Genomic DNA, 19,454 nt, shown 5'->3' on the forward strand with positions numbered 1-19,454 from the left:
GGCGATGGGATCGAGCATGGGGTGGGGAAAAGCAGCATGATCGGCATGGTGTTGGTGACGCATGGTCGATTGGCCGAGGAGTTCGTCTCGGCGCTCGAGCATGTCGTCGGCAAGCAGAAGAACATCGCGGCCATCTGCATCGGCCCGGATGACGATATGGAACGCCGGCGCCAGGAGATTCTCGACCAGGTGGCCAAGGTCGATGACGGCGAAGGCGTGGTGCTCCTGACCGACATGTTCGGGGGCACGCCGTCCAATCTCGCGATCTCGGTGCTCGATCGCGCCAATGTCGAGGTGATCGCCGGCGTCAATCTGCCGATGCTGATCAAGCTCGCCTCGATCCGCGGCACGCAGAAACTGCCGGCCGCGGTGGCCGCGGCGCAGGAGGCCGGCCGCAAATACATCAACGTCGCCTCGCAGCTGCTCGCGGGTGCGGGTCAATGAATTCCGGCTTGGCTTCCGGTGCCGCCCCCTTGTCGGCCCTTGCGGAGATCCGCAACCAGCGCGGGCTTCATGCGCGCGCTGCGGCGAAGTTCGTGCAGGCGCTGAGCGGCTTTCAAGCCGATATCGTCGTCGTCAAAGGCGATATGGAAGTCTCGGGACGCTCCATCATGGGATTGATGATGCTGGCCGCGGGCCCGGGCTCGGTGATCGAGATCCGCGCCTCGGGCCCCGACGCGATTGCCGCCTTGGGAGCGCTCGAATCCCTGATCGGACGCAAATTCGATGAAGACTGAACGCGAACGCCCGCCCAAGCCCCGCAAGCGCGCAACCCCCGGCAAATCCGAGCTGGTGTTCGAGGGGCTGGGCGTCTCGCCCGGCATCGCCGTGGGCCCCGCCCATGTGGTCGAGGGCGGCTCGGTGCATGTGCCCGAATACCGCATCGAGCCGGATCAGATCGAGGCCGAGCGCGCGCGCTTCTCCGCCGCCGTCAACAAGGCGCAGAAGCAGCTGGTCAAGCTCAAGGCCAAATCGACCAACCTGCCCGGCACGGCGGCCGAGGAAATCGGCTTCCTGCTCGACGCGCATCTGCAGATGCTGACCGGCTCGCGCGTCGTGCGCGGGGTCGAGAAGCTGATCGAGGACGGGCTCAATGCCGAGGCGGCCGTGCAGGCCGAGATCTCGAAGGTGGCGCTCGATTTCGCGGCCCTCGACGATGCCTATCTGGCGGCACGCGCCCAGGACATCCGCGAGGTCGGCGACCGGCTGATCCGCAACCTGACGCAGACGCCCTATGAGGCCTTCTCCCATCTCTCGCCCGGCAGCATCATCGTCGGCGAGGAACTGACGCCGGCCGATACGGCGCTGATGAATCCCGACATGGTGGGCGGCCTGGCGGCGGTGCTGGGCGGCGCCGAGAGCCATACCTCGATCATGGCGCGCTCGCTGGGCCTGCCGGCGGTGCTCGGCGTGGCCGGCCTGATCGGCAATGTCCGCAGCGGCGACATCATCGCGATCGACGGCGACGCGGGCCGCGTCTATCTCAATCCCAGTCCGAAGACCCTGGCGCTCTTGAAGGTGCGCCATGCCGAGGACGAGAAAGAGGAAAAGCTGCTGTCGCGGCTGAAGAAGCTGCCGGCGATCACGCGCGATGGAATCAATATCGGGCTGCAGGCCAATCTCGAGCTGCCGCGCGAGCTCGAGATGGCGATGGATGCCGGCGCTGAGGGCGTGGGCCTGCTGCGCACAGAGTTCCTCTATATGAACCGCGACGATCTGCCCGACGAGGAGGAGCAGTACAAGACTCTGGTCGAGCTGATCCAGGGCCTGGACGGCCGCCCGATCACGGCGCGCACGCTCGATGTCGGCGCCGACAAGCTCGCCTATTCGCTGGCGGCGCATCTGGGCGGCGGCATCAATCCGGCGTTGGGGCTGCGGGCGATCCGGCTCTCCTTGCGCGAGCGCTCGCTGCTGGAAACCCAGCTCGCGGCCATGATCCGCGCCGGCGCCCACGGGCCCTTGCGCATCTTGCTGCCGATGATCTCGACCCTGATCGAGATCCGCCAGGTGCGCGAGGTGCTGGACAAGGTCGTCCGCCGGCTCCACCGCCGCCGCATCAAGATCGCCGATCCCTTGCCGCCCATCGGCGTCATGATCGAGGTCCCCGGCGCCGCCCTGTCGGCCGATGCCTTCGCGCAGATCGTCGATTTCTTCGCCATCGGCACCAACGACCTCACCATGTACACGCTCGCCATCGACCGCGGCGAGGAGCAGGTGGCGCATCTCTATAATCCGCTGCATCCGGCGGTGCTGCGCCTGATCCAGTTCGCGACCGAGGCCGCCTTGCGCGCGCGCATTCCGGTCAGCGTCTGCGGCGAGATCGCGGGCGACCCGCGCTACACGCCGCTGCTGCTGGGGCTGGGTATCCGCGAGCTGTCGATGGCCTCGACGGCGCTGCCGCGCGTCAAGCAGCGCATCCGCGACCTCGACCTGGTGGCGGCGACGCGCTGCGCCAGCACGATCATGGACCAGTCCGATCCGGGCCGGATCGCTGCCCTGCTGGACGATTTCAACACGCTGGCGTAGCGGCCTTGAGCAAGCCAGCCCGCATCGTCTTTCTCAATGGCGTGGGCAGCGTCGGCAAGAGCTCGATCGCCAGGGCGCTCCAGACCCTGACAGCCGAGACCTTCCTGCTGGTCGCCATGGACAGCTTCCTCGAAATGCTGCCGCTGCCGATGCAGGACCATCCCGACACCTTCCTCTACGAGACCCTGGAGGAAGACGGACATCCCTCGGTCGAGATCAGGACGGGTCCGGTCGGCGAGCGGGTGATGCGCGGCATGCGTCATGCCATCGCCGCGTTGGCGGCACAGGGCAACAATCTGATCGTCGACGAGGTCATGACGGCGAGCGACTGGGCGGAGTATGCGTCGCTGCTCCGGGGACTCGATGTCGTCAGGGTCGGCGTCTTCGCGCCCCTCGACGTCATCGAAGCCCGCGAGCGGGAGCGCGGCGACCGCCTGATCGGCACCTCGCGCCGGCAGTTCGACCGACTGCATCGGGGCATGAGCTACGATTTCGAGGTCGATACCGGCCGCGCCACGGCGATGGAATGCGCCCGGCTGATCCAGCGCAGATTCGCTCTCTAGAGCGACTGCAGATTTTGTCAGCAATCGTCGCAGGGCCCGGATGACGTGGTTCGGCCCCGCCCGTATCAGGAGCTTGTCATGAGTGCGGAATTGCCGTCGCCCTACTCGATCATGCAGCTGGCATTGGGGTTCTGGTCATCGAAGGCGCTCTTGAGCGCCGTCGAGATCGGCCTCTTCACCGTCCTGGCGGAGGAAACGCTCGACGCACCGGCGCTCTGCCGGAGGATGGCGCTCCATCCGCGCGGCGCGCGGGATTTTTTCGATGCGCTGGTGGCGCTCGGCATGCTGGAGCGCAAGGATGGCCGCTACGCCAATACACCCGAGACCGAGCGCTATCTGGTGCGCGGCAAGCCCGACTATATCGGCGGCATCCTCGAAATGAGCAACGCGCGGCTCTATGGCTTCTGGGGTTCCCTCACCGAGGCGCTCAAGACCGGTCAGCCGCAGAACGAATCGAAGCAGGGCGGCGATCTCTTCGCTCAGCTTTACGCCGACCCCGAGCGGCTCGCGCTCTTCCTCAAGGGCATGACCGGCGTCAGCCGTCCGATCGCGCGCCAGTTGGCGCAGCGGGTCGACTGGCGGCGTTACAAATCGGTGATCGATATCGGCACCGCGGAAGGCGCGGTGCCGGTCACGCTCGCCCAGGCTCATCCGCACCTGACGGGCGGCGGCTTCGATCTGCCGCCGGTACGGCCGGTGTTCGAGAGCCATATCCGCGCCATGGGGCTCGAGAATCGGCTCCGCTTCCATCCCGGCGATTTCTTCTCGGATCCGCTTCCCGCGGCCGATGTCCTGATGATGGGGCATATCCTCCATGACTGGGATCTGACCGTGAAGCGCCAGCTTCTCGCCAAGGCCCATGCGGCATTGCCCAAGGGCGGGGCCCTGATCGTCTATGACATGATGATCGACGATGAGCGCCGGACGAACGCGACCGGTCTCCTGATGAGCCTGAACATGTTGATCGAGACGGCCTCTGGCTTCGACTATACCGGGGCCGATTGCGCCGGCTGGATGCGCGAGGCTGGGTTCGCCGATGTCCGGATCGAGAGGCTGGAAGGGCCCTATTCGATGGCGATCGCGACCCGATAGACGGCGCACCGGCGGGGGCTTCGGCGCCTCGCAGGGCCCATCGAATGCTGCATTTGCGACATCTTGCCAAGGGGTTACCGGTGCCCTGCCGGCAGCCCTTGCTCGCGCCCCGCGCCCCCTGCTATAGGGGCGCGCCATTTCCCTCTTAGACCCTACGAGAATCAGGAGAATTTGTCCGATGAGCGCGCGTCAGGACTTCAAGGTCGCCGACATCTCCAAGGCCGATTGGGGCCGCAAGGAGATCGCCATCGCCGAGACCGAAATGCCGGGTCTCATGGCGCTGCGGCGCGAGTTCGGCGAGAAGAAGCCGCTCAAAGGGGCCCGCATCGCCGGCTGCCTCCATATGACGATCCAGACCGCGGTGCTGATCGAAACCCTGATCGCGCTCGGCGCCACGATCCGCTGGTCCTCCTGCAACATCTTCTCGACCCAGGATCAGGCCGCGGCCGCGATTGCCGCCGCCGGCATCCCGGTCTTCGCCTGGAAGGGCATGAACGAGGAAGAGTTCTGGTGGTGCATCGAGCAGACCATCAAGGGGCCCGACGGCTGGACCCCCAACATGATCCTGGATGACGGCGGCGACCTGACCCAGATCATGCATGAGAAATATCCGGCGATGCTCAAGGACGTGAAGGGCATCTCCGAGGAGACCACGACCGGCGTGCATCGCCTCTACGAGATGGCCAAGAAGGGCACGCTCGCGGTGCCGGCGATCAACGTCAACGACAGCGTCACCAAGTCGAAGTTCGACAATCTCTATGGCTGCCGCGAGAGCCTGGTGGACGGCATCAAGCGCGCCACCGACGTGATGATGGCCGGCAAGGTCGCCGTGGTCTGCGGCTATGGCGATGTCGGCAAGGGCTCGGCCGCCTCGTTGCGCAGCCAGGGGGCCCGCGTCATGGTGACCGAGGTCGATCCGATCTGCGCGCTGCAGGCGGCGATGGAAGGCTACCAGGTCACGACCATGGATGACGCGGCGGCGCATGCCGACATCTTCGTGACGGCGACCGGCAATATCGACGTCATCACGCTCGACCATATGCGCCAGATGAAGGACCGGGCGATCGTCTGCAACATCGGCCACTTCGACAGCGAGATCCAGATCGGCGCGCTCAGGAACTACAAGTGGGACAATGTGAAGCCGCAGGTGGACGAGGTGGTGTTCCCCGACGGCAAGCGGCTGATCGTCCTGGCCGAAGGCCGGCTGGTCAATCTCGGCTGCGCCACCGGCCATCCGAGCTTCGTGATGAGCGCCTCCTTCACCAACCAAGTGCTGGCCCAGATCGAGCTCTGGAGCAATCACGGCCAGTATGAGCGCAAGGTCTATGTGCTGCCCAAGCATCTGGACGAGAAGGTCGCGGCCCTGCATCTGGAGAAGATCGGCGTGAAGCTGACCAAGCTCTCCACCAAGCAGGCCGACTATATCGGTGTCGCCCAGAAGGGCCCCTACAAACCCGAACATTACCGGTACTGAGGCTTAGCTCGTCCCGTTCCCTCCCCCGTTCCGGGGGAGGGTGAGGGAGGGGGCTGCTCGGTCAATGAGGTTGGGACCGACCAGCATTCGGGCCCGTATCGCTTATCCAGTCATCCCCCTCCCTACCCTCCCCCGAAGACGGTGGAGGGAAAGCAAATGGCATTTCCCTTTGCCGGCCACGCTCATGGCCTCCGTGACAAATCCGCGATAAAGTGATTCGCGTGGGGTCTCGACACAACATGTTGGGTCTGGTGAGGGCTGCCTCTTCCGGGCTGGCGATCGCAGCCGTGGGGCTGGGCGCGCCGCGCTGGGCGCTGGCGGCCGAGGCCGGTGAAATGGCCGGTTGGGGCTCGGGCTGGCTCCTGACGGCCCTCCTCCTGGGCCTGCTGGTGGGGCTGGTGGCGGCGGGCCTGCTGGTTCGCCGCGAGCGGACCCGGGCCGTGGCGCGCGAGCGCGAAGCCGCCATCGAACGCACCACGCTGGAAAACGCCCGCGCCGAGGCCGCCGGCCAGATCGCCTCGATCGCCGGCCAGCGCGACGGGCTGCAGCAGATCCTCGACAACATCCCCGTCCCGATCTGGCGCCGGCGCGGGGATCTCTCGCTCGATTTCGTCAATCTCGCCTATGCCCGCGCGGTCGAGGCCGACCGGCCCAAGGTGCTCCTGGAACAGACCGAGCTGGCCGGCGGCCGGGCGCTGGCCGAGCGCGCGCGCGATCTGGGGCTGGGCCAGTCGGAAAGCCGGCCGACCGTGGTCGGCGGCGAGCGGCTGCTGTTCGACTTCAACGAGCAGCCGCTGCCCGACGGCCGCCTCATCGGCTATGCCCGCGACATGACCAGCGTCGAATCGACCCAGTTCGAGCTGGCGCGCCATATCCAGGCCCATGGCGAGGTCCTGGAGCAGCTCAGCACCGGGATCATCATCCTGGGGCCCGATGCCCGGGTGAAGTTCTTCAACAGCGCCTATACCCGGCTCTGGGGCCTCGAGGCCGAGTTCCTGCGCAGCGAGCCGACCCTGGAACAGCTCCTGGAGCAGCTGCGCGAAAAGCGCCGCCTGCCGGAGCAGCCCGATTTCCCGGCCTATAAGCGCGAGCTCCGCCGCAGCCTGATGAGCGCCATCAACCCGCTGGAGGCGCTGCTGCATCTGCCCGACAACCGCACCATCCGGCGCGTGGCCGCCCCCCATCCCTTCGGCGGCATCGTCATGACCTTCGAGGACGTGACCGACACGCTGGCGCTGGAGCGCTCCTACAACACGCTGATCGATGTCCAGCGGGAGACGCTGGACAATCTGTTCGAAGGTGTCGCGGTGTTCGGCGCCGACGGGCGGCTCAAGCTTTTCAATCCGGCCTTCGTGCGGATGTGGGGCTTCCATGAGGGCGACCTCGTCGACGAGCCGCATGCGACGCAGCTGGTCGATCTCATCCGCAGTTTCTTCGAGACGGTGGCCTGGCCGCGCCTCAAGCAGCGCATGATCGACCGGCTCCAGGACCGCACCGCGCGCACCGGCCGGATGGAGCGCGCCGACGGCTCGACCATCGATTTCGCGGCGGTGCCGCTGCCCGACGGCGCCTGCCTGATGATCTATATGGATGTGAGCGACAGCGTGCGGGTGCAGCGCGCGCTCGCCGAACGCAACGCGGCGCTCGAGACCGCCGACCGGCTCAAGTCGGAATTCATCGCCAACGTCTCCTACGAGCTGCGCACGCCCTTGAACGCGATCATCGGTTTCGCCGAGATTCTCGATCAGCAATATTTCGGGCCGCTGACCGAGCGCCAGGCGGAGTACAGCCACGGCATCATCGATGCCTCGCAGCAACTGCTGCTGCTGATCAACGACATCCTCGACATCGCCACCATCGAAGCGGGCTATCTCCAGCTCGAGCTGGCGCCGGTCGATGTGGCGGCGATGCTGAAGGATCTCGTGACGCTGAGCGCGGAGCGTGCGCGCTCGCGCGGCGTGGCCTTGGAGCTCGACTGTCCGCCCGATATCGGCCGCGTCACCGGCGACGAGCGGCGCCTCAAGCAGGCGATCTACAATCTCATCAGCAATGCGATGAAGTTCACGCCCCTGGGCGGCGCGGTGCGGATGGCCGCCAGGCGCACCGAGGGCCAGCTCGAGATCGAGGTGGTCGACAACGGCGTCGGCATCGCCGAGCAGGATCAGGGCCAGGCCTTCCAGAAGTTCGCCCGCGTCGGCGGCCGGCGCCAGAGCGGCAGCGGGCTGGGCCTCGCTTTGGTGAAGAGCCTGATCGAGCTCCATGGCGGCCAGGTCGAGCTCGTCTCCAAGCCCGGCGTCGGCACCCGCGTCGCCTGCCGCCTGCCAGCCACCCCCAGCGACGCCCCCATCGACACGCCGGAACGCCGCGCGGCGGGGTGAGTCCTGGGCCAGAGCCCAGGACCCTCAAAGAGTTCAAGTTCGCAAGCTGGAACTTGACATATGTAAGCAATAAGTTTACATATTGCCTCTGTGATCCGGTCGTTTCGCAGCAAAGCTCTTCGCCGATTTGCCGAGACCGGCAACAGCTCGAAATTAAGCGTGCAGAACCCTGAAAGAATCAGGCGAATTCTTTTGGCTTTGGATAGTGCGCGAAGACCCGAGGCGCTCGATCTGCCGGGCTTGCGCGTCCATCCGCTCAGGGGCCGGGAAAAAGGGCGCTATGCAGTGGACGCGAGCGGCAACTGGCGGCTCACTTTTGGCTGGGATGGCGAAGATGCCATCGATCTGTACCTGGAGGATTATCACTGATGAGCACCAAATCCCTGCTGCGAGGCCTTCATCCGATGCATCCGGGCGAGTTGCTCCGCGAGGAGATCCTGCCGGCTGTCGATCGGCCAAAGGCCGAAATCGCGCGGCTACTCGGCGTCTCGCGCCAGCATCTCTATGACATCCTCGACGAGCGCAAGCCGGTCACGCCGGCGATGGCGGTGCGTTTCGGGAAGCTGTTCGGCAACGGCCCGGAGCTCTGGCTCGATCTGCAGAGCGCCTATGACTTGGCCGCCGTGACAAAGAAACTGGCGGCCGAGCTGAGGAAGATTCCAACCCTGACGGCGGCCTAGAGCGGCTGGGGCCGCGAGGTCCTCTAGCTCACCTTGATCTGCTCGACGGCCTTGCGGGCGATGGGCTCCAGGCCGTCGCCCCCGGAGGCGAGCACGGCCAGGATCTCGCGGCGCATGCGCGGCTCCCAGAATTTCTGGATATGGTCGAGCGTGTCGGCGACCGCGCGGTCTTCGGTCTTGAGGCGGAAACCCTTGGCGATCTGGTTCGCCATATAGACGAGGCGGTCGGGATTCATGGTCTGGTCTCGGCGATTCGCTCGGGGTGGGTATAGGCCTGGAAGCCCTCGTCGCGCGCGCCGGCCACCAGCGTGAGGCCGCAGGCCCGGGCGGTCTCGATCGCGAGCGTGGTGGGGAGGGAGACCGCCACCAGGAGCGCGATGCCGGCGGTCGCGGCCTTCTGCACCATCTCGACGCTCATGCGGCTGGTGATGACGGCGAAGCCCGGCGCGTAATCGCCCTCGGGGAACATACGGGCGCGGGCGCCGATCAGCTTGTCGAGGGCGTTATGGCGGCCGACATCTTCGCGCGCGAGCACCGGCTCTCCGTCGACGGTGAACCAGACCGCGGCATGGACGGCGCGGACTTCGCGATTGAGCGGTTGCAGCGCAGGCAGGCTTTCGACGGCCGCGGCGATGACGCGGCTCGAAACCACCGGCCCGGGACCGAGCTGCGGCAAGGGCCGCAGCGCCTGACCGAGCTCGGCGATGCCGCAGAGCCCGCAGCCGGCGCGGCCCGCCAGATTGCGCGACCGCAGGCCCAGCATGCGGGCGCGGCGTTCGGGAATGGTCACATCGATCTGGAGGCCGCGGCCATGATCGGTCACCCGGATGGCCCCGACCTCGCTGGCGCGCTTCACGATGGCTTCGGCGAGGCTGAAGCCCAGCGCGAAATCCTCGAGATCGGCCGGGCTTCCCATCATCACGACATAGGATTTGCCGTTATAGGTGACGGCGAGCGGTGTTTCGGCCGCGATCGCCTGCTCGATGGCCTCGTGGCTCTCGCCGCGCCAGCGCTCGGCGCCCAGCCGGGCCGAAGCCGCCGGGATCTTCAGGGCATCCGATGCCGGCATCGGAGCCGCGCGCGTGGCGCCGTCGTGCGTCAGCATCTTGCCCATGTCGCTACTCGGCCGCCGGCGCTGCCGCGATGCGACGTGCGCGTCGGGTGAATTCGTTATTCTCCTCCTGCCAATCCGAGCGGCGGTTGGTCGGGCGGACCTGGACGGCGGTCACCTTGTATTCCGGGCAGTCGGTCGCCCAGTCCGAGAATTCCGTGGTCACGACATTCGCGCCGGTGTCGGGGTGGTGGAAGGTCGTATAGACCACGCCCGGCTGCATCCGTTCGGAGACGCGCGCCCGCAAGGTGGTCTCGCCGGCGCGGCTCTTCAGCTGCACCCAGTCGCCGTCATTGATGCCGCGATCCTCGGCATCGACCGGATGGATCTCCAGCCGGTCCTCCTCATGCCACACCGAGTTGGCGGTGCGCCGTGTCTGGGCGCCGACATTGTACTGGCTGAGGATTCGACCAGTGGTCAGGATCAGCGGGAAGCGCGGACCGGTGCGCTCCTCGGTCGGCACGAACTCGGTCAGGACGAACAGGCCCTTGCCGCGCACGAAGCCCTTCTCATGCATGATCGGGGTGCCCTCCGGCGCCTGGTCGTTGCAGGGCCATTGGATACTGCCCAATTCCTCGATCCGCTTGAACGAAACGCCCGCAAAAGTCGGCGTCAGCCGGGCAATCTCGTCCATGATCTCGGAGGGGTGCTTGTAGGTCATCGGGTAGCCCAGCGCCGCCGAGAGGGCCATCGTGGTCTCCCAGTCGGCCTTGCCCGCCATCGGCGGGATCGCCTTGCGCACGAGGCTGATGCGGCGCTCGGCATTGGTGAAGGTGCCGTCCTTCTCGAGGAAGGAGGAGCCCGGCAGGAACACATGGGCATAATTCGCGGTCTCGCTCAGGAACAGATCCTGGACGACCACGCATTCCATGGCGGCGAGGCCGGCGCCCACATGGTGGGTGTTGGGATCGGACTGCAAGATGTCTTCGCCCTGCACGTAGAGGCCCTTGAAGCTGCCATCGACGGCGGCATCGAGCATGTTGGGAATGCGCAGGCCCGGCTCCGGATCGATCGCGACACCCCAGGCGCTTTCGAAGAGGGCGCGGGTCGGCGCGTCGGAGACATGGCGATAGCCCGAGAGCTCATGCGGGAAGGAGCCCATGTCGCAGGCCCCCTGCACATTGTTCTGACCGCGCAGCGGATTTACGCCGACGCCGTTCCGGCCGATATTGCCGGTGAGCATGGCGAGGTTGGCCATGGCCATGACCGTGGTCGAGCCCTGGCTGTGCTCGGTGACGCCAAGGCCGTAATAGATCGCACCACGGCCGCCGGTCGCATAGAGACGCGCCGCGCCGCGCAACTCGGCCGCCGGCACGCCGGTATAGGCCTCGCTCGCTTCCGGCGAATTCAGCGGCTGACGGATGAAGGCGAGCCACTCGCGGAAGCTCTCGAGATCGCAGCGCTCCTTGACGTAGTCCTCGTCCATCAGGCCCTCCGTCGCGATCACATGGGCGAGCGCATTGACGACTGCCACATTGGTGCCGGGCTTGAGCGCCAGATGGAACTGGGCCTCGATATGGGGCGAGCGCACCAGATCGATGCGGCGCGGATCGACGACGATGAGCTTGGCACCCTGACGCAGACGGCGCTTCATGCGCGAGGCGAAGACCGGATGGGCGTCGGTCGGGTTGGCGCCGATCACCAGCGCCACATCGGTCTCGTCGACCGAATCGAAATCCTGCGTGCCGGCCGAGGTGCCCAGCGTGGTCTTGAGGCCATAGCCGGTCGGCGAATGGCAGACGCGCGCGCAGGTGTCGACATTGTTGTTGCCGAAGGCGGCGCGGATCAGCTTCTGCACCAGGAAGGTCTCTTCGTTGGTGCAGCGCGAGGAGGTGATGCCGCCGACCGAGTTGCGGCCGTATTTTCCCTGGATGCGCTTGAACTCGGAGGCCGCGTAATTGATCGCCTCGTCCCAGGAGACCTCGCGCCAGGGCTGGTCGATGCTGGAACGGATCATCGGCTTCAGGATGCGTTCCTTGTGCGCAGCATAGCCCCAGGCGAAGCGGCCCTTGACGCAGGAATGGCCGTGATTGGCCTTGCCGTCCTTCCAGGGCGTCATGCGCACGACGGTGTTGCCGTTGAGCTCGGCCTTGAAGGAGCAGCCGACGCCGCAATAGGCGCAGGTCGTGATCACCTCGCGGCGCGGCTGGCCCAGCTCGATCACCGACTTTTCGATGAGCGTCGCGGTGGGGCAGGCCTGGACGCAGGCGCCGCAGGAGACGCATTCGGAACCGAGGAAGCCCTCGTCCTGGCCGGGCGAGACATGCGATTCGAAGCCGCGCGCGCCGATCGTCAGCGCGAAGGTGCCCTGGACCTCCTCGCAGGCCCGCACGCAGCGCGAGCAGGCGATGCATTTGGCGGGATCGAAGGTGAAATAGGGGTTGGACTCGTCCTTCTTGGCGTCGAAGTGATTGGCGCCTTCATAGCCGTAGCGCACCTCGCGCAGGCCCACCGCACCCGCCATGTCCTGCAGCTCGCAATCGCCGTTCGCGGCGCAGGTCAGGCAGTCGAGCGGATGGTCGGAGATATAGAGCTCCATCACGCCCTTGCGCAGCTTCTCCAGCCGCGGGGTCTGGGTCTTGACCTTCATGCCGGGCTCGACCGGCGTGGTGCAGGAGGCGGGCGTGCCGCGGCGGCCTTCGATCTCGACCAGGCAGAGGCGGCAGGAACCGAAGGGCTCGAGATTGTCGGTGGCGCAGAGCTTGGGGATCGGGAGCCCGGCCTCGACCGCGGCATGCATCACCGAGGTGCCGGCCGGCACCGTGATCGCCTGGCCGTCGATCTCGAGCGTGACCGGCGTGCCGACCCGGGCGGGGGTGCCGTAATCGATCTCGGGGTGCAGAGCCATGGGGAGGTCTTCCTCTTCTCGGCTATTCGGCCGCGGCCGCAACCGGCCGCTTGAAGTCTTCGGGGAAATGCTCGAGCGCGCTCAGGACCGGCAGCGGCGTCAGGCCGCCCAGCGCGCAGAGCGAGCCGTCGGTCATGACCTCGCAGAGGTCCCGCAGCAGCGCGGTCTGCGCCTCGACGTCGCGGCCCGCGATAATGCGATCCATGATCTCGACGCCGCGGGTCGAGCCGATGCGGCAGGGTGTGCATTTGCCGCAGGATTCGACGGCGCAGAATTCCATGGCGAAGCGCGCCTGGCGGGCGAGATCGACACCGTCGTCGAACAGCACCATGCCGCCATGGCCCAGCATGCCGCGCTTGGCTGCCAGCGCCTCGTAATCCATCGGCAGATCGAGCAGGCTCGCCGGGAAATAGGCGCCGAGCGGGCCGCCGATCTGGACCGCGCGCAAGGGCCGGCCCGACGCGGTGCCGCCGCCGAAATCATTGATCAGCGTATCGAGCGTGACGCCAAAGGCGAGCTCGACCAGCCCGCCGCGCTTCACATTGCCGGCGAGCTGCACCGGCAAGGTGCCGCGCGAGCGGCCCATGCCGAAATCGCGATAGGCCTCCGCACCCTCGGCCAGGATGAAGGGCACGGTCGAAAGCGTGACCAGGTTGTTGACGACCGTGGGCTTGCCGAAGAGGCCCTGGAGGGCCGGCAGCGGCGGCTTGAAACGGATCACGCCGCGCTTGCCCTCGAGGCTTTCCAGCAGCGAGGTCTCCTCGCCGCAGATATAGGCGCCCGCACCCAGGCGAACTTCGATATCGAAGCTGAAATCGCTGCCGAGAATTTTCGTGCCCAGCCGGCCTTCGTCGCGGGCGTTCGCGACCGCGCGCTTGAAGGTGCGGAAGGCATGGGGATATTCGGAGCGGATATAGACGAAGCCTCGCGTGGCGCCGACGGCGAGGCCCGCAATCGTCATGCCTTCGATGAGCCCATAGGGATCGCCTTCGAGCAGCATGCGGTCGGCGAAGGTGCCGCTGTCGCCCTCGTCGGCGTTGCAGACGATGTATTTCTGATCGGCCTGGGCACCGAGCACGGTCTTCCATTTGATGCCGGTCGGGAAGCCCGCGCCGCCGCGTCCGCGCAGGCCGGACGCGGTGACGGTGTCGACGATGGCGGCGGGCTCCAAGGTCAGAGCCTTGGCGAGGCCGCGATATCCGCCATGGGCCTCGTAATCCTCGAGCGACAGGGGATCGATGATGCCGCAACGCGCGAACGTCAGGCGCTGCTGGCGCTTGAGCCAGGGGATCTCCTCGACCAGCCCGAGGCGCAGCTTGTGCTCGCCGCCCTCGAGCAGTCCGGCGGCGAGAAGGCCCGGGACATCGTCCGGCGTCACCGGCCCATAGCCGACGCGGCCGGCCGGCGTTTCCACCTCGATCAGCGGCTCCAGCCAGAAGAGGCCGCGCGACCCGTTGCGGACGATCTCGGCCTTGGCGCCCTGGCGCTTCAGGGCGAGCGCGAGAGCCTCGGCCACTTCCTCGGCATCGAGCGAAAGCGCCGTCGAATCGATCGGAACGAAGAGGCGGGTCACGATTGACGCTCGTCGGCGAGATGGCGCGCCAGATGGAATTCGACCTTCGTCAGATCGACCCGGCCCAGGATCCGTTCGTCGAGCATCGCCGCGGGCCCGCAGGCGCAATTGCCGAGGCAGAAGACCGGCTCGAGCGTCAGCTTGCCGTCGGCGCTGGTGTCATGGAAATCGACGCCGAAGCGGGCCTTGACCTGGGCCGCCAGGGCGTCCGCGCCCATGGCCTGGCAGGCCTCGGCGCGACAGAGCTTCAGCACATGCCGGCCGGGCGCGGTCTTGCGGAAGTCGTGATAGAAGGAAACGACGCCATGAACTTCGGCGCGCGACAGGTTCAGCGCCTGCGCCACCAGCGGCACGGCTTCGGCCGGGACATGGCCGAACTCCTCTTGCAAGGCATGCAGGATCGGCAGGCAGGCGCCGGCCTGGGGCCGATGTTGCTCGATCAGCTCGGCCGCTCTTGCTGCCGACCAGGGCATGACGCCCATGACGCTCTCCCTCGCCTTTTGTCGGTATGGCGGAGAGACCGTATTTGATAGATCGAGTCTATTTCAAAGTGGAAAATACTATCGATTGATAGATCTTATCTATCAAAACTAATCAGTGATTGGCTGCGAGCGGAGACAAAGTTGCTTCAATATCAAGAGTTTGTGCTATTTCGACCAAGGCCCGGGCGGTCGGCTGCTGCGGCTCGCGCTCCGGATAGACCAGCCCGATGACGCGTTCGGGCTTGGGGTCGGTCAGCGGCAGGGCACGCAGCCAATGAGGCTGCCCCAGGAGATGCAAGGAGGCCTGGCTCAACACGGCGGCGAGGCCGCTGCGCACATGGGTGTAAAGCCCCAGAATCGAGTCCGATTCGACCACCGGGATCGGCATGGCGCCGGCCTCCTGAAAGGCATGATCGACGATGCGGCGGTTCTGCATGTCCGGCGTCAGGAGACACAAGGGGGCCTTCGCGGCTTCGGCCCAGCTCACATTCCGATAACCTTCGAAGAGCTTGGGATCGCCTGTCACCAGGTAATAGCGTTCGTGATAGAGAGCGACGCTGCGCACGCGCAAGAGCGGCTCGTTGTCGAGATAGGTGAGGGCGGCATCGATGTCGAAATTGTCGAGCCCGCGCTGGATCTCGATCGAGCTCATCGACAGGACCTTGATCTGCACGCGCGGATAAGTGTTGCGGAAGGGTGTCGTCAGCAGGCCCAGCGCTGCCAGCGCCGTCGGAATCACGCCGATGCTGAGATGACCGCTCAGCCCCTCCTTCAGCAGCGCCACTTCCTGATGCAGGGCGTCGCGATCGGCGAGGATGCGGTGCGCCCATTCGACGATCCGCTCGCCTTCGGGCGTGAGGCCGCGGAAGCGCTGGCCGCGCTCGACGATGAGAACGCCCAGCTCGGATTCGAGCTCGCGGATCGCCGCGGACAAGGTGGGCTGGGTCACATGGCAGACGGCCGCCGCGCGGCCGAAATGTCGCTCGCGGGCAAGCGTCACGAGATATTCGAGCTGGCGAAGAAGCATGGCCGTTGCGATCCCGTTTCTTCGCCCCGATGCCTGGGCGCGCTAAGCGCCCGGCACGCCCGATGTCGTCGAATATTCGAAATGCAGCACTTCGCCCACATGCACCAGCGGATAGATCGCATGGGCCGCGGCGGCCGCCTCGGCGAAGCCCGAGAGGATCAGTTTCAGCTTGCCCGGATAATGCGCGATGTCGCCGATCGCGAAGATGCCCGGCCGGCTGGTGGCGCAGGTCGAGGGATCGACCAGGATATGGTTGTGGTCGAGATTGAGGCCCCATTGCGCGATCGGCCCCAGATTCATCGAGAGACCGAAGAAGGGCAGCAGCACATCTGCCGGCAGGCTGCGCTTCTGGCCGTCGAGCGTGGCGACGACAACGGCGCTGATCTGGCCGTCGCTGCCTTCGAGCCCCGAGAGCTGATAGGGCACCACCATCTCGACCTTGCCGGTCTTCACCAGGGCTTCCATGCGCGCGACACTTTCGGGGGCCGCGCGGAATTTCGGCCGGCGATGGATCACATAGACATGCGCCGCGAGGTCCGCCAGCGAGAGCACCCAGTCCAGCGCCGAATCGCCGCCACCGGCGATGACGATGCGCTTGCCGCGATAATCTTCGCGCCGTTTCACCAGATAATGGACGCTTTTGCCCTCATAGGCCTCGATGCCGTCGAGCGGGGGGCGGTTGGGCCCGAAGGCGCCCACGCCGGCCGCGACGATGACCGCGCGCGCATCGACCGTGACGCCGCCCGCATTCGACACCAGGAAGCGATCGCCATGGGGTTCGACCCGCGTCACCGCATGGCCGAAGTGATAGACCGGCTTGAAGGGTGCCGCCTGGGCCTCGAGCTGGCGCACCAGCTCGGCCGCGTCGATCCGCGGGTGGCCCGGAATGTCGTAGATCGGCTTTTCCGGATAGAGCGCGCTGCATTGGCCGCCCGCCATGTCGAGCGCGTCCAGCACATGCGCCTTCATCTTCAGCATCCCGCATTCGAACACGGCGAAGAGCCCCACAGGGCCGGCGCCAATGATGGCGACGTCGGTCTGATGCGTGGCGCTGGCGGTCATGGACAGATACTCCGGCAGTGAAACAGGTGGCGGGCCGAGGGCCGGGAGGCGCTCGCCCGGGAACATGAAGGCCGAATTCGCCCATGGCAAGCATGCCGGGAGCGACCCGAAAACGCGGGATTCGCTCAGGATTTGGCCGTAAGAACCCTTGCCACGATGGGGTTTTGACGCATTTTCGCGGCCGATTCGCCGCCGAAAGGGCCCTCGAATGGGTCGAATCGAAATGGTTTGGAAGCGTTTCCGACGCAAAAAGGGGCTGTTTGAGTGCTTCCTGAGCGGCGGTTGCGCCGTTCCGGGCCCCTCGCTACAACCCATCCGGCATGACCGATTCCGCCGCCTCATCCCCTGTCCGGTCCCTGTTTCTGCCCGACGAAGCCGCGACCGAGCGGCTGGGGGCCAGCCTCGCCGCCGCCCTGGCGCCGCGCGATCTGGTGGCCCTGTCGGGCGAACTCGGGGCCGGCAAGACCTGCCTCGCCCGGGCGGTGATCGCGAGCCTCATGGGCGGTCCGGAAGAGGTCCCGAGCCCGACCTTCACCCTGGTCCAGACTTATGAGACCCCCAAGGGCCCGCTCTGGCATTTCGATCTCTATCGGCTCTCGGCGCCCGACGAGGTGTGGGAGCTGGGCTTCGAGGAGGCGTTGTCCGAGGGCATGTCGCTGATCGAGTGGCCCGAGCGGCTGGGCCGGCTGTTGCCGCCGATGCGGCTCGATCTCACGCTGCGCTTTGCCGATCGCCCCGGCGCCCGCCATGCCGATTTCGTCGGCCATGGGAGTTGGGCCGCGCGCATCGACCGTCTCGCGGCATGACGGAGCCGTCCGCGCAGGCCATGACGACATCCCTCAAGCTTCACGAACAGCCCGAGCGCGTCGCGAGCCGCGACGCGTTCCTGAAGCGGGCCGGCTGGGGCAGCGCCGAGCGACGGTTGCTCGCGGGCGACGCCTCCTTCCGGCGCTATGACCGATTGACCCTGGGCGGCCGCACGGCGGTGCTGATGGACGCGCCGCCGCCGCACGAAGATGTGCGGCCCTTCGTGGCGGTGCGGAAGATCCTGGGCGGCCTCGGCCTGTCGGCGCCCGAGCTCTATGCCGCCGACGAGGCGCAGGGCTTCCTGCTGCTCGAGGATCTGGGCGACGACACCTATACGCGCCTGCTGCAGCGCGGCACCGACGAGCCGATGCTCTATCGCCTCGCCGTCGATGTGCTGATCGAGCTGGCGAAACATATCCAGCCGAAGGATCTGCAGTCGCTGCCGGCGCTCGACGATGCGCGCGCCCTCGACGAGGTCTCGCGCCTGACCGAATGGTGGTGGCCGACCGTGATGGGCGCGCCGATCCCGGAGACGGTGCTGGGCGACTATCGCGAGGCCTGGCGGCAGGTGCTGCCGCGCGGCCGGCGGGCGCCGGAATCGATCGGCCTGTTCGACTATCACGTCGACAATCTGCTCTGGCTGCCCAAGCGCAAGGGCGTGGCCGCCTGCGGTCTGCTGGATTTCCAGGATGCCGTGCGCGTGCCGATGGGATTCGACCTGATGTCGCTGCTGCAGGATGCGCGGCGCGATCTCAAGCCGGGGCTCGAGCCCGAGCTTTACGACCGCTTCGTCGCCGGATTGCCGGGGCTCGATCGCGCTTCCTTCGCCGATGCCTTCGCGGTGTTCGGCGCCGAGCGCCATTCGCGCATCATCGGCACCTTCGTCCGGCTTTGGAAACGCGACGGCAAGCCCGCCTATCTGGTGCATCTGCCGCGGGTCTGGCGTCAGCTCGAAAGCGCGCTCGCGGCGCCCGCCATGGCGCCGCTCAAGACCTGGTTCGACATTCATGTGCCGCGCGCCAAGCGCGGCGCGATCACCATGTGAGTTCCTGGAACAGCCCTGATGTCATTTCCCGATACCGCGATGGTTCTGGCGGCCGGCTTCGGCAAGCGCCTGCGGCCCTTGACCCAAGAAACGCCGAAGCCGCTGGTGAAGGTCGCGAACCGCGCGCTGATCGACTGGGTGCTGGACAGGCTGGTCGAAGGCGGCGTCAGGCGCGCCGTCGTCAACACGCACTGGCTGGGCGAGCGCATCGTCGAGCATCTCTCCCATCGCAGCGCGCCCGAGATCGTCTATTCGCACGAGGAGGAGATCCTCGAAACCGGCGGCGGCATCAAGAAGGCGCTGCCTTTGCTGGGGACGGGGCGCTTCTTCGCGGTCAATGCCAAGATCCTCTGGCTCGACGGCAAGACCAACGCGCTGCATCGGCTGGCCGCCGCCTGGGACGATGCGCGGATGGACGCACTCCTGCTGCTGCAGCCGACGGCCACGGCCGTCGGTTATGACGGCCAGGGCGATTTCGCCCTCGATCCGCAAGGCGTCATCCGGCGGCGGCGCGAATGGGAGGTCAGCCCCTTTCTCTATTCCGGCATCCAGCTCCTGCATCCGCGCCTGTTCGACAACTCGCCGGACGGATTCTTCTCGCTCAATCTCCTCTATGACCGGGCGATCGAGGCAGGGCGGCTTTATGGGCTGCGCCATGACGGCGAGTGGTATCATGTGAGCACGCCGCGGCAATTGACCGAGGTGGAGGAGCGCCTGGCCGAGGTGGGGTTCAGGCGCTGATAAAAGAGGGAACGCGATGATGCGAGAAACTCCACGCCCCCTCCC

19 protein-coding genes are annotated in these 19,454 nt (G+C 66.6%); 12 read left to right on the forward strand and 7 right to left on the reverse strand.

Annotated features, from left to right (window positions below; translation table 11 throughout):
* Positions 1-36 precede the first annotated feature (36 nt).
* The 9 genes from FRZ44_RS00725 to FRZ44_RS00765 all read left to right on the forward strand — a co-directional run bounded on the left by FRZ44_RS00725 (position 37) and on the right by FRZ44_RS00765 (position 8,713).
* Positions 37-444 carry a PTS sugar transporter subunit IIA gene (locus FRZ44_RS00725; protein WP_151175372.1) on the forward strand — a complete coding sequence of 136 codons (408 nt, stop codon included), beginning with the start codon at positions 37-39 and terminating at the stop codon, positions 442-444.
* A complete protein-coding gene (locus tag FRZ44_RS00730) occupies positions 441-737 on the forward strand; it encodes an HPr family phosphocarrier protein (protein WP_151175373.1) in 297 nt (98 codons plus the stop codon). The genes FRZ44_RS00725 and FRZ44_RS00730 overlap by 4 nt, the downstream gene beginning before the upstream one ends.
* Positions 727-2,526 carry a phosphoenolpyruvate--protein phosphotransferase gene (ptsP, locus tag FRZ44_RS00735; protein ID WP_151175374.1) on the forward strand — a complete coding sequence of 600 codons (1,800 nt, stop codon included), beginning with the start codon at positions 727-729 and terminating at the stop codon, positions 2,524-2,526. The genes FRZ44_RS00730 and ptsP overlap by 11 nt, the downstream gene beginning before the upstream one ends.
* A 5-nt stretch (positions 2,527-2,531) precedes the next feature.
* Complete coding sequence (locus FRZ44_RS00740; protein WP_151175375.1) at positions 2,532-3,089, forward strand: chloramphenicol phosphotransferase CPT family protein; 558 nt, start codon at positions 2,532-2,534, stop codon at positions 3,087-3,089.
* A 78-nt stretch (positions 3,090-3,167) separates the two neighbouring features.
* On the forward strand, positions 3,168-4,181 hold the full coding sequence (locus FRZ44_RS00745) for a methyltransferase (RefSeq protein WP_151175376.1): 1,014 nt from the start codon (positions 3,168-3,170) through the stop codon (positions 4,179-4,181).
* 178 nt (positions 4,182-4,359) lie between these two features.
* Positions 4,360-5,655, forward strand: a complete 1,296-nt coding sequence (gene ahcY / locus FRZ44_RS00750) for an adenosylhomocysteinase (protein ID WP_151175377.1) — start codon at positions 4,360-4,362, stop codon at positions 5,653-5,655.
* Positions 5,656-5,894: 239 nt separating this feature from the next.
* Positions 5,895-8,033: a sensor histidine kinase gene (locus tag FRZ44_RS00755; protein WP_151175378.1), complete on the forward strand. Its 2,139-nt coding sequence runs from the start codon at positions 5,895-5,897 to the stop codon at positions 8,031-8,033.
* Between the two features lie 159 nt (positions 8,034-8,192).
* A complete protein-coding gene (locus FRZ44_RS00760) occupies positions 8,193-8,402 on the forward strand; it encodes a type II toxin-antitoxin system RelE/ParE family toxin (protein ID WP_407658041.1) in 210 nt (69 codons plus the stop codon).
* A complete protein-coding gene (locus FRZ44_RS00765) occupies positions 8,402-8,713 on the forward strand; it encodes a HigA family addiction module antitoxin (RefSeq protein ID WP_151175380.1) in 312 nt (103 codons plus the stop codon). Before FRZ44_RS00760 ends, FRZ44_RS00765 begins: the two co-directional genes overlap by 1 nt.
* Positions 8,714-8,736: 23 nt before the next feature.
* Here FRZ44_RS00765 and FRZ44_RS00770 read toward each other — a convergent pair whose 3' ends face one another.
* From FRZ44_RS00770 to FRZ44_RS00800, 7 genes are all read right to left on the reverse strand, one after another.
* Positions 8,737-8,949, reverse strand: a complete 213-nt coding sequence (locus FRZ44_RS00770) for a formate dehydrogenase subunit delta (protein ID WP_151175381.1) — start codon at positions 8,947-8,949, stop codon at positions 8,737-8,739.
* The gene (gene fdhD / locus FRZ44_RS00775) at positions 8,946-9,827 is read right to left on the reverse strand and encodes a formate dehydrogenase accessory sulfurtransferase FdhD (protein WP_225308485.1); all 882 of its coding nucleotides are present in this window, start codon (positions 9,825-9,827) and stop codon (positions 8,946-8,948) included. Before fdhD ends, FRZ44_RS00770 begins: the two co-directional genes overlap by 4 nt.
* A 4-nt stretch (positions 9,828-9,831) precedes the next feature.
* Positions 9,832-12,672, reverse strand: coding sequence for a formate dehydrogenase subunit alpha (fdhF, locus tag FRZ44_RS00780; RefSeq protein ID WP_151175382.1), 2,841 nt, complete (start codon positions 12,670-12,672; stop codon positions 9,832-9,834).
* Positions 12,673-12,694: 22 nt separating this feature from the next.
* Positions 12,695-14,245: a formate dehydrogenase beta subunit gene (locus FRZ44_RS00785; RefSeq protein WP_456077622.1), complete on the reverse strand. Its 1,551-nt coding sequence runs from the start codon at positions 14,243-14,245 to the stop codon at positions 12,695-12,697.
* Entirely contained in the window at positions 14,242-14,727 is a 486-nt protein-coding gene (locus tag FRZ44_RS00790; RefSeq protein WP_151175383.1) for a formate dehydrogenase subunit gamma, read from the reverse strand. The genes FRZ44_RS00785 and FRZ44_RS00790 overlap by 4 nt, the downstream gene beginning before the upstream one ends.
* A gap of 112 nt (positions 14,728-14,839) precedes the next feature.
* Entirely contained in the window at positions 14,840-15,754 is a 915-nt protein-coding gene (locus FRZ44_RS00795; protein ID WP_151175384.1) for a LysR family transcriptional regulator, read from the reverse strand.
* Between the two features lie 42 nt (positions 15,755-15,796).
* Positions 15,797-16,816: an NAD(P)/FAD-dependent oxidoreductase gene (locus FRZ44_RS00800; protein ID WP_191908336.1), complete on the reverse strand. Its 1,020-nt coding sequence runs from the start codon at positions 16,814-16,816 to the stop codon at positions 15,797-15,799.
* 320 nt (positions 16,817-17,136) lie between these two features.
* Here FRZ44_RS00800 and tsaE point away from each other — a divergent pair, with 320 nt between their 5' ends.
* From tsaE to FRZ44_RS00815, 3 genes are read left to right on the forward strand one after another with little or no spacing between them, the layout of a single operon-like run.
* The gene (gene tsaE, locus FRZ44_RS00805) at positions 17,137-17,622 is read left to right on the forward strand and encodes a tRNA (adenosine(37)-N6)-threonylcarbamoyltransferase complex ATPase subunit type 1 TsaE (protein ID WP_151175385.1); all 486 of its coding nucleotides are present in this window, start codon (positions 17,137-17,139) and stop codon (positions 17,620-17,622) included.
* A complete protein-coding gene (locus FRZ44_RS00810; protein ID WP_151175386.1) occupies positions 17,619-18,668 on the forward strand; it encodes an aminoglycoside phosphotransferase family protein in 1,050 nt (349 codons plus the stop codon). The genes tsaE and FRZ44_RS00810 overlap by 4 nt, the downstream gene beginning before the upstream one ends.
* Positions 18,669-18,686: 18 nt before the next feature.
* The gene (locus tag FRZ44_RS00815; protein WP_151175387.1) at positions 18,687-19,409 is read left to right on the forward strand and encodes a nucleotidyltransferase family protein; all 723 of its coding nucleotides are present in this window, start codon (positions 18,687-18,689) and stop codon (positions 19,407-19,409) included.
* Positions 19,410-19,454 lie beyond the last annotated feature (45 nt).

It is taken from the genome of Hypericibacter terrae (assembly GCF_008728855.1).
Lineage (GTDB): Bacteria > Pseudomonadota > Alphaproteobacteria > Dongiales > Dongiaceae > Hypericibacter > Hypericibacter terrae.

Excerpts from the sequence above, each read along its gene's own strand:
- FRZ44_RS00725 (WP_151175372.1), top strand. The coding sequence starts at position 37 with ATGATCGGCATGGTGTTGGTGACGCATGGTCGATTGGCCGAGGAGTTC.
- FRZ44_RS00730 (WP_151175373.1), top strand. The coding sequence starts at position 441 with ATGAATTCCGGCTTGGCTTCCGGTGCCGCCCCCTTGTCGGCCCTTGCG.
- ptsP (WP_151175374.1), top strand. The coding sequence starts at position 727 with ATGAAGACTGAACGCGAACGCCCGCCCAAGCCCCGCAAGCGCGCAACC.
- FRZ44_RS00745 (WP_151175376.1), top strand. The coding sequence starts at position 3,168 with ATGAGTGCGGAATTGCCGTCGCCCTACTCGATCATGCAGCTGGCATTG.
- ahcY (WP_151175377.1), top strand. The coding sequence starts at position 4,360 with ATGAGCGCGCGTCAGGACTTCAAGGTCGCCGACATCTCCAAGGCCGAT.
- FRZ44_RS00755 (WP_151175378.1), top strand. The coding sequence starts at position 5,895 with ATGTTGGGTCTGGTGAGGGCTGCCTCTTCCGGGCTGGCGATCGCAGCC.
- FRZ44_RS00765 (WP_151175380.1), top strand. The coding sequence starts at position 8,402 with ATGAGCACCAAATCCCTGCTGCGAGGCCTTCATCCGATGCATCCGGGC.
- FRZ44_RS00770 (WP_151175381.1), bottom strand. The coding sequence starts at position 8,949 with ATGAATCCCGACCGCCTCGTCTATATGGCGAACCAGATCGCCAAGGGT.
- fdhD (WP_225308485.1), bottom strand. The coding sequence starts at position 9,827 with ATGGGCAAGATGCTGACGCACGACGGCGCCACGCGCGCGGCTCCGATG.
- fdhF (WP_151175382.1), bottom strand. The coding sequence starts at position 12,672 with ATGGCTCTGCACCCCGAGATCGATTACGGCACCCCCGCCCGGGTCGGC.
- FRZ44_RS00790 (WP_151175383.1), bottom strand. The coding sequence starts at position 14,727 with ATGGGCGTCATGCCCTGGTCGGCAGCAAGAGCGGCCGAGCTGATCGAG.
- FRZ44_RS00795 (WP_151175384.1), bottom strand. The coding sequence starts at position 15,754 with ATGCTTCTTCGCCAGCTCGAATATCTCGTGACGCTTGCCCGCGAGCGA.
- FRZ44_RS00800 (WP_191908336.1), bottom strand. The coding sequence starts at position 16,816 with ATGACCGCCAGCGCCACGCATCAGACCGACGTCGCCATCATTGGCGCC.
- tsaE (WP_151175385.1), top strand. The coding sequence starts at position 17,137 with ATGACCGATTCCGCCGCCTCATCCCCTGTCCGGTCCCTGTTTCTGCCC.
- FRZ44_RS00810 (WP_151175386.1), top strand. The coding sequence starts at position 17,619 with ATGACGGAGCCGTCCGCGCAGGCCATGACGACATCCCTCAAGCTTCAC.
- FRZ44_RS00815 (WP_151175387.1), top strand. The coding sequence starts at position 18,687 with ATGTCATTTCCCGATACCGCGATGGTTCTGGCGGCCGGCTTCGGCAAG.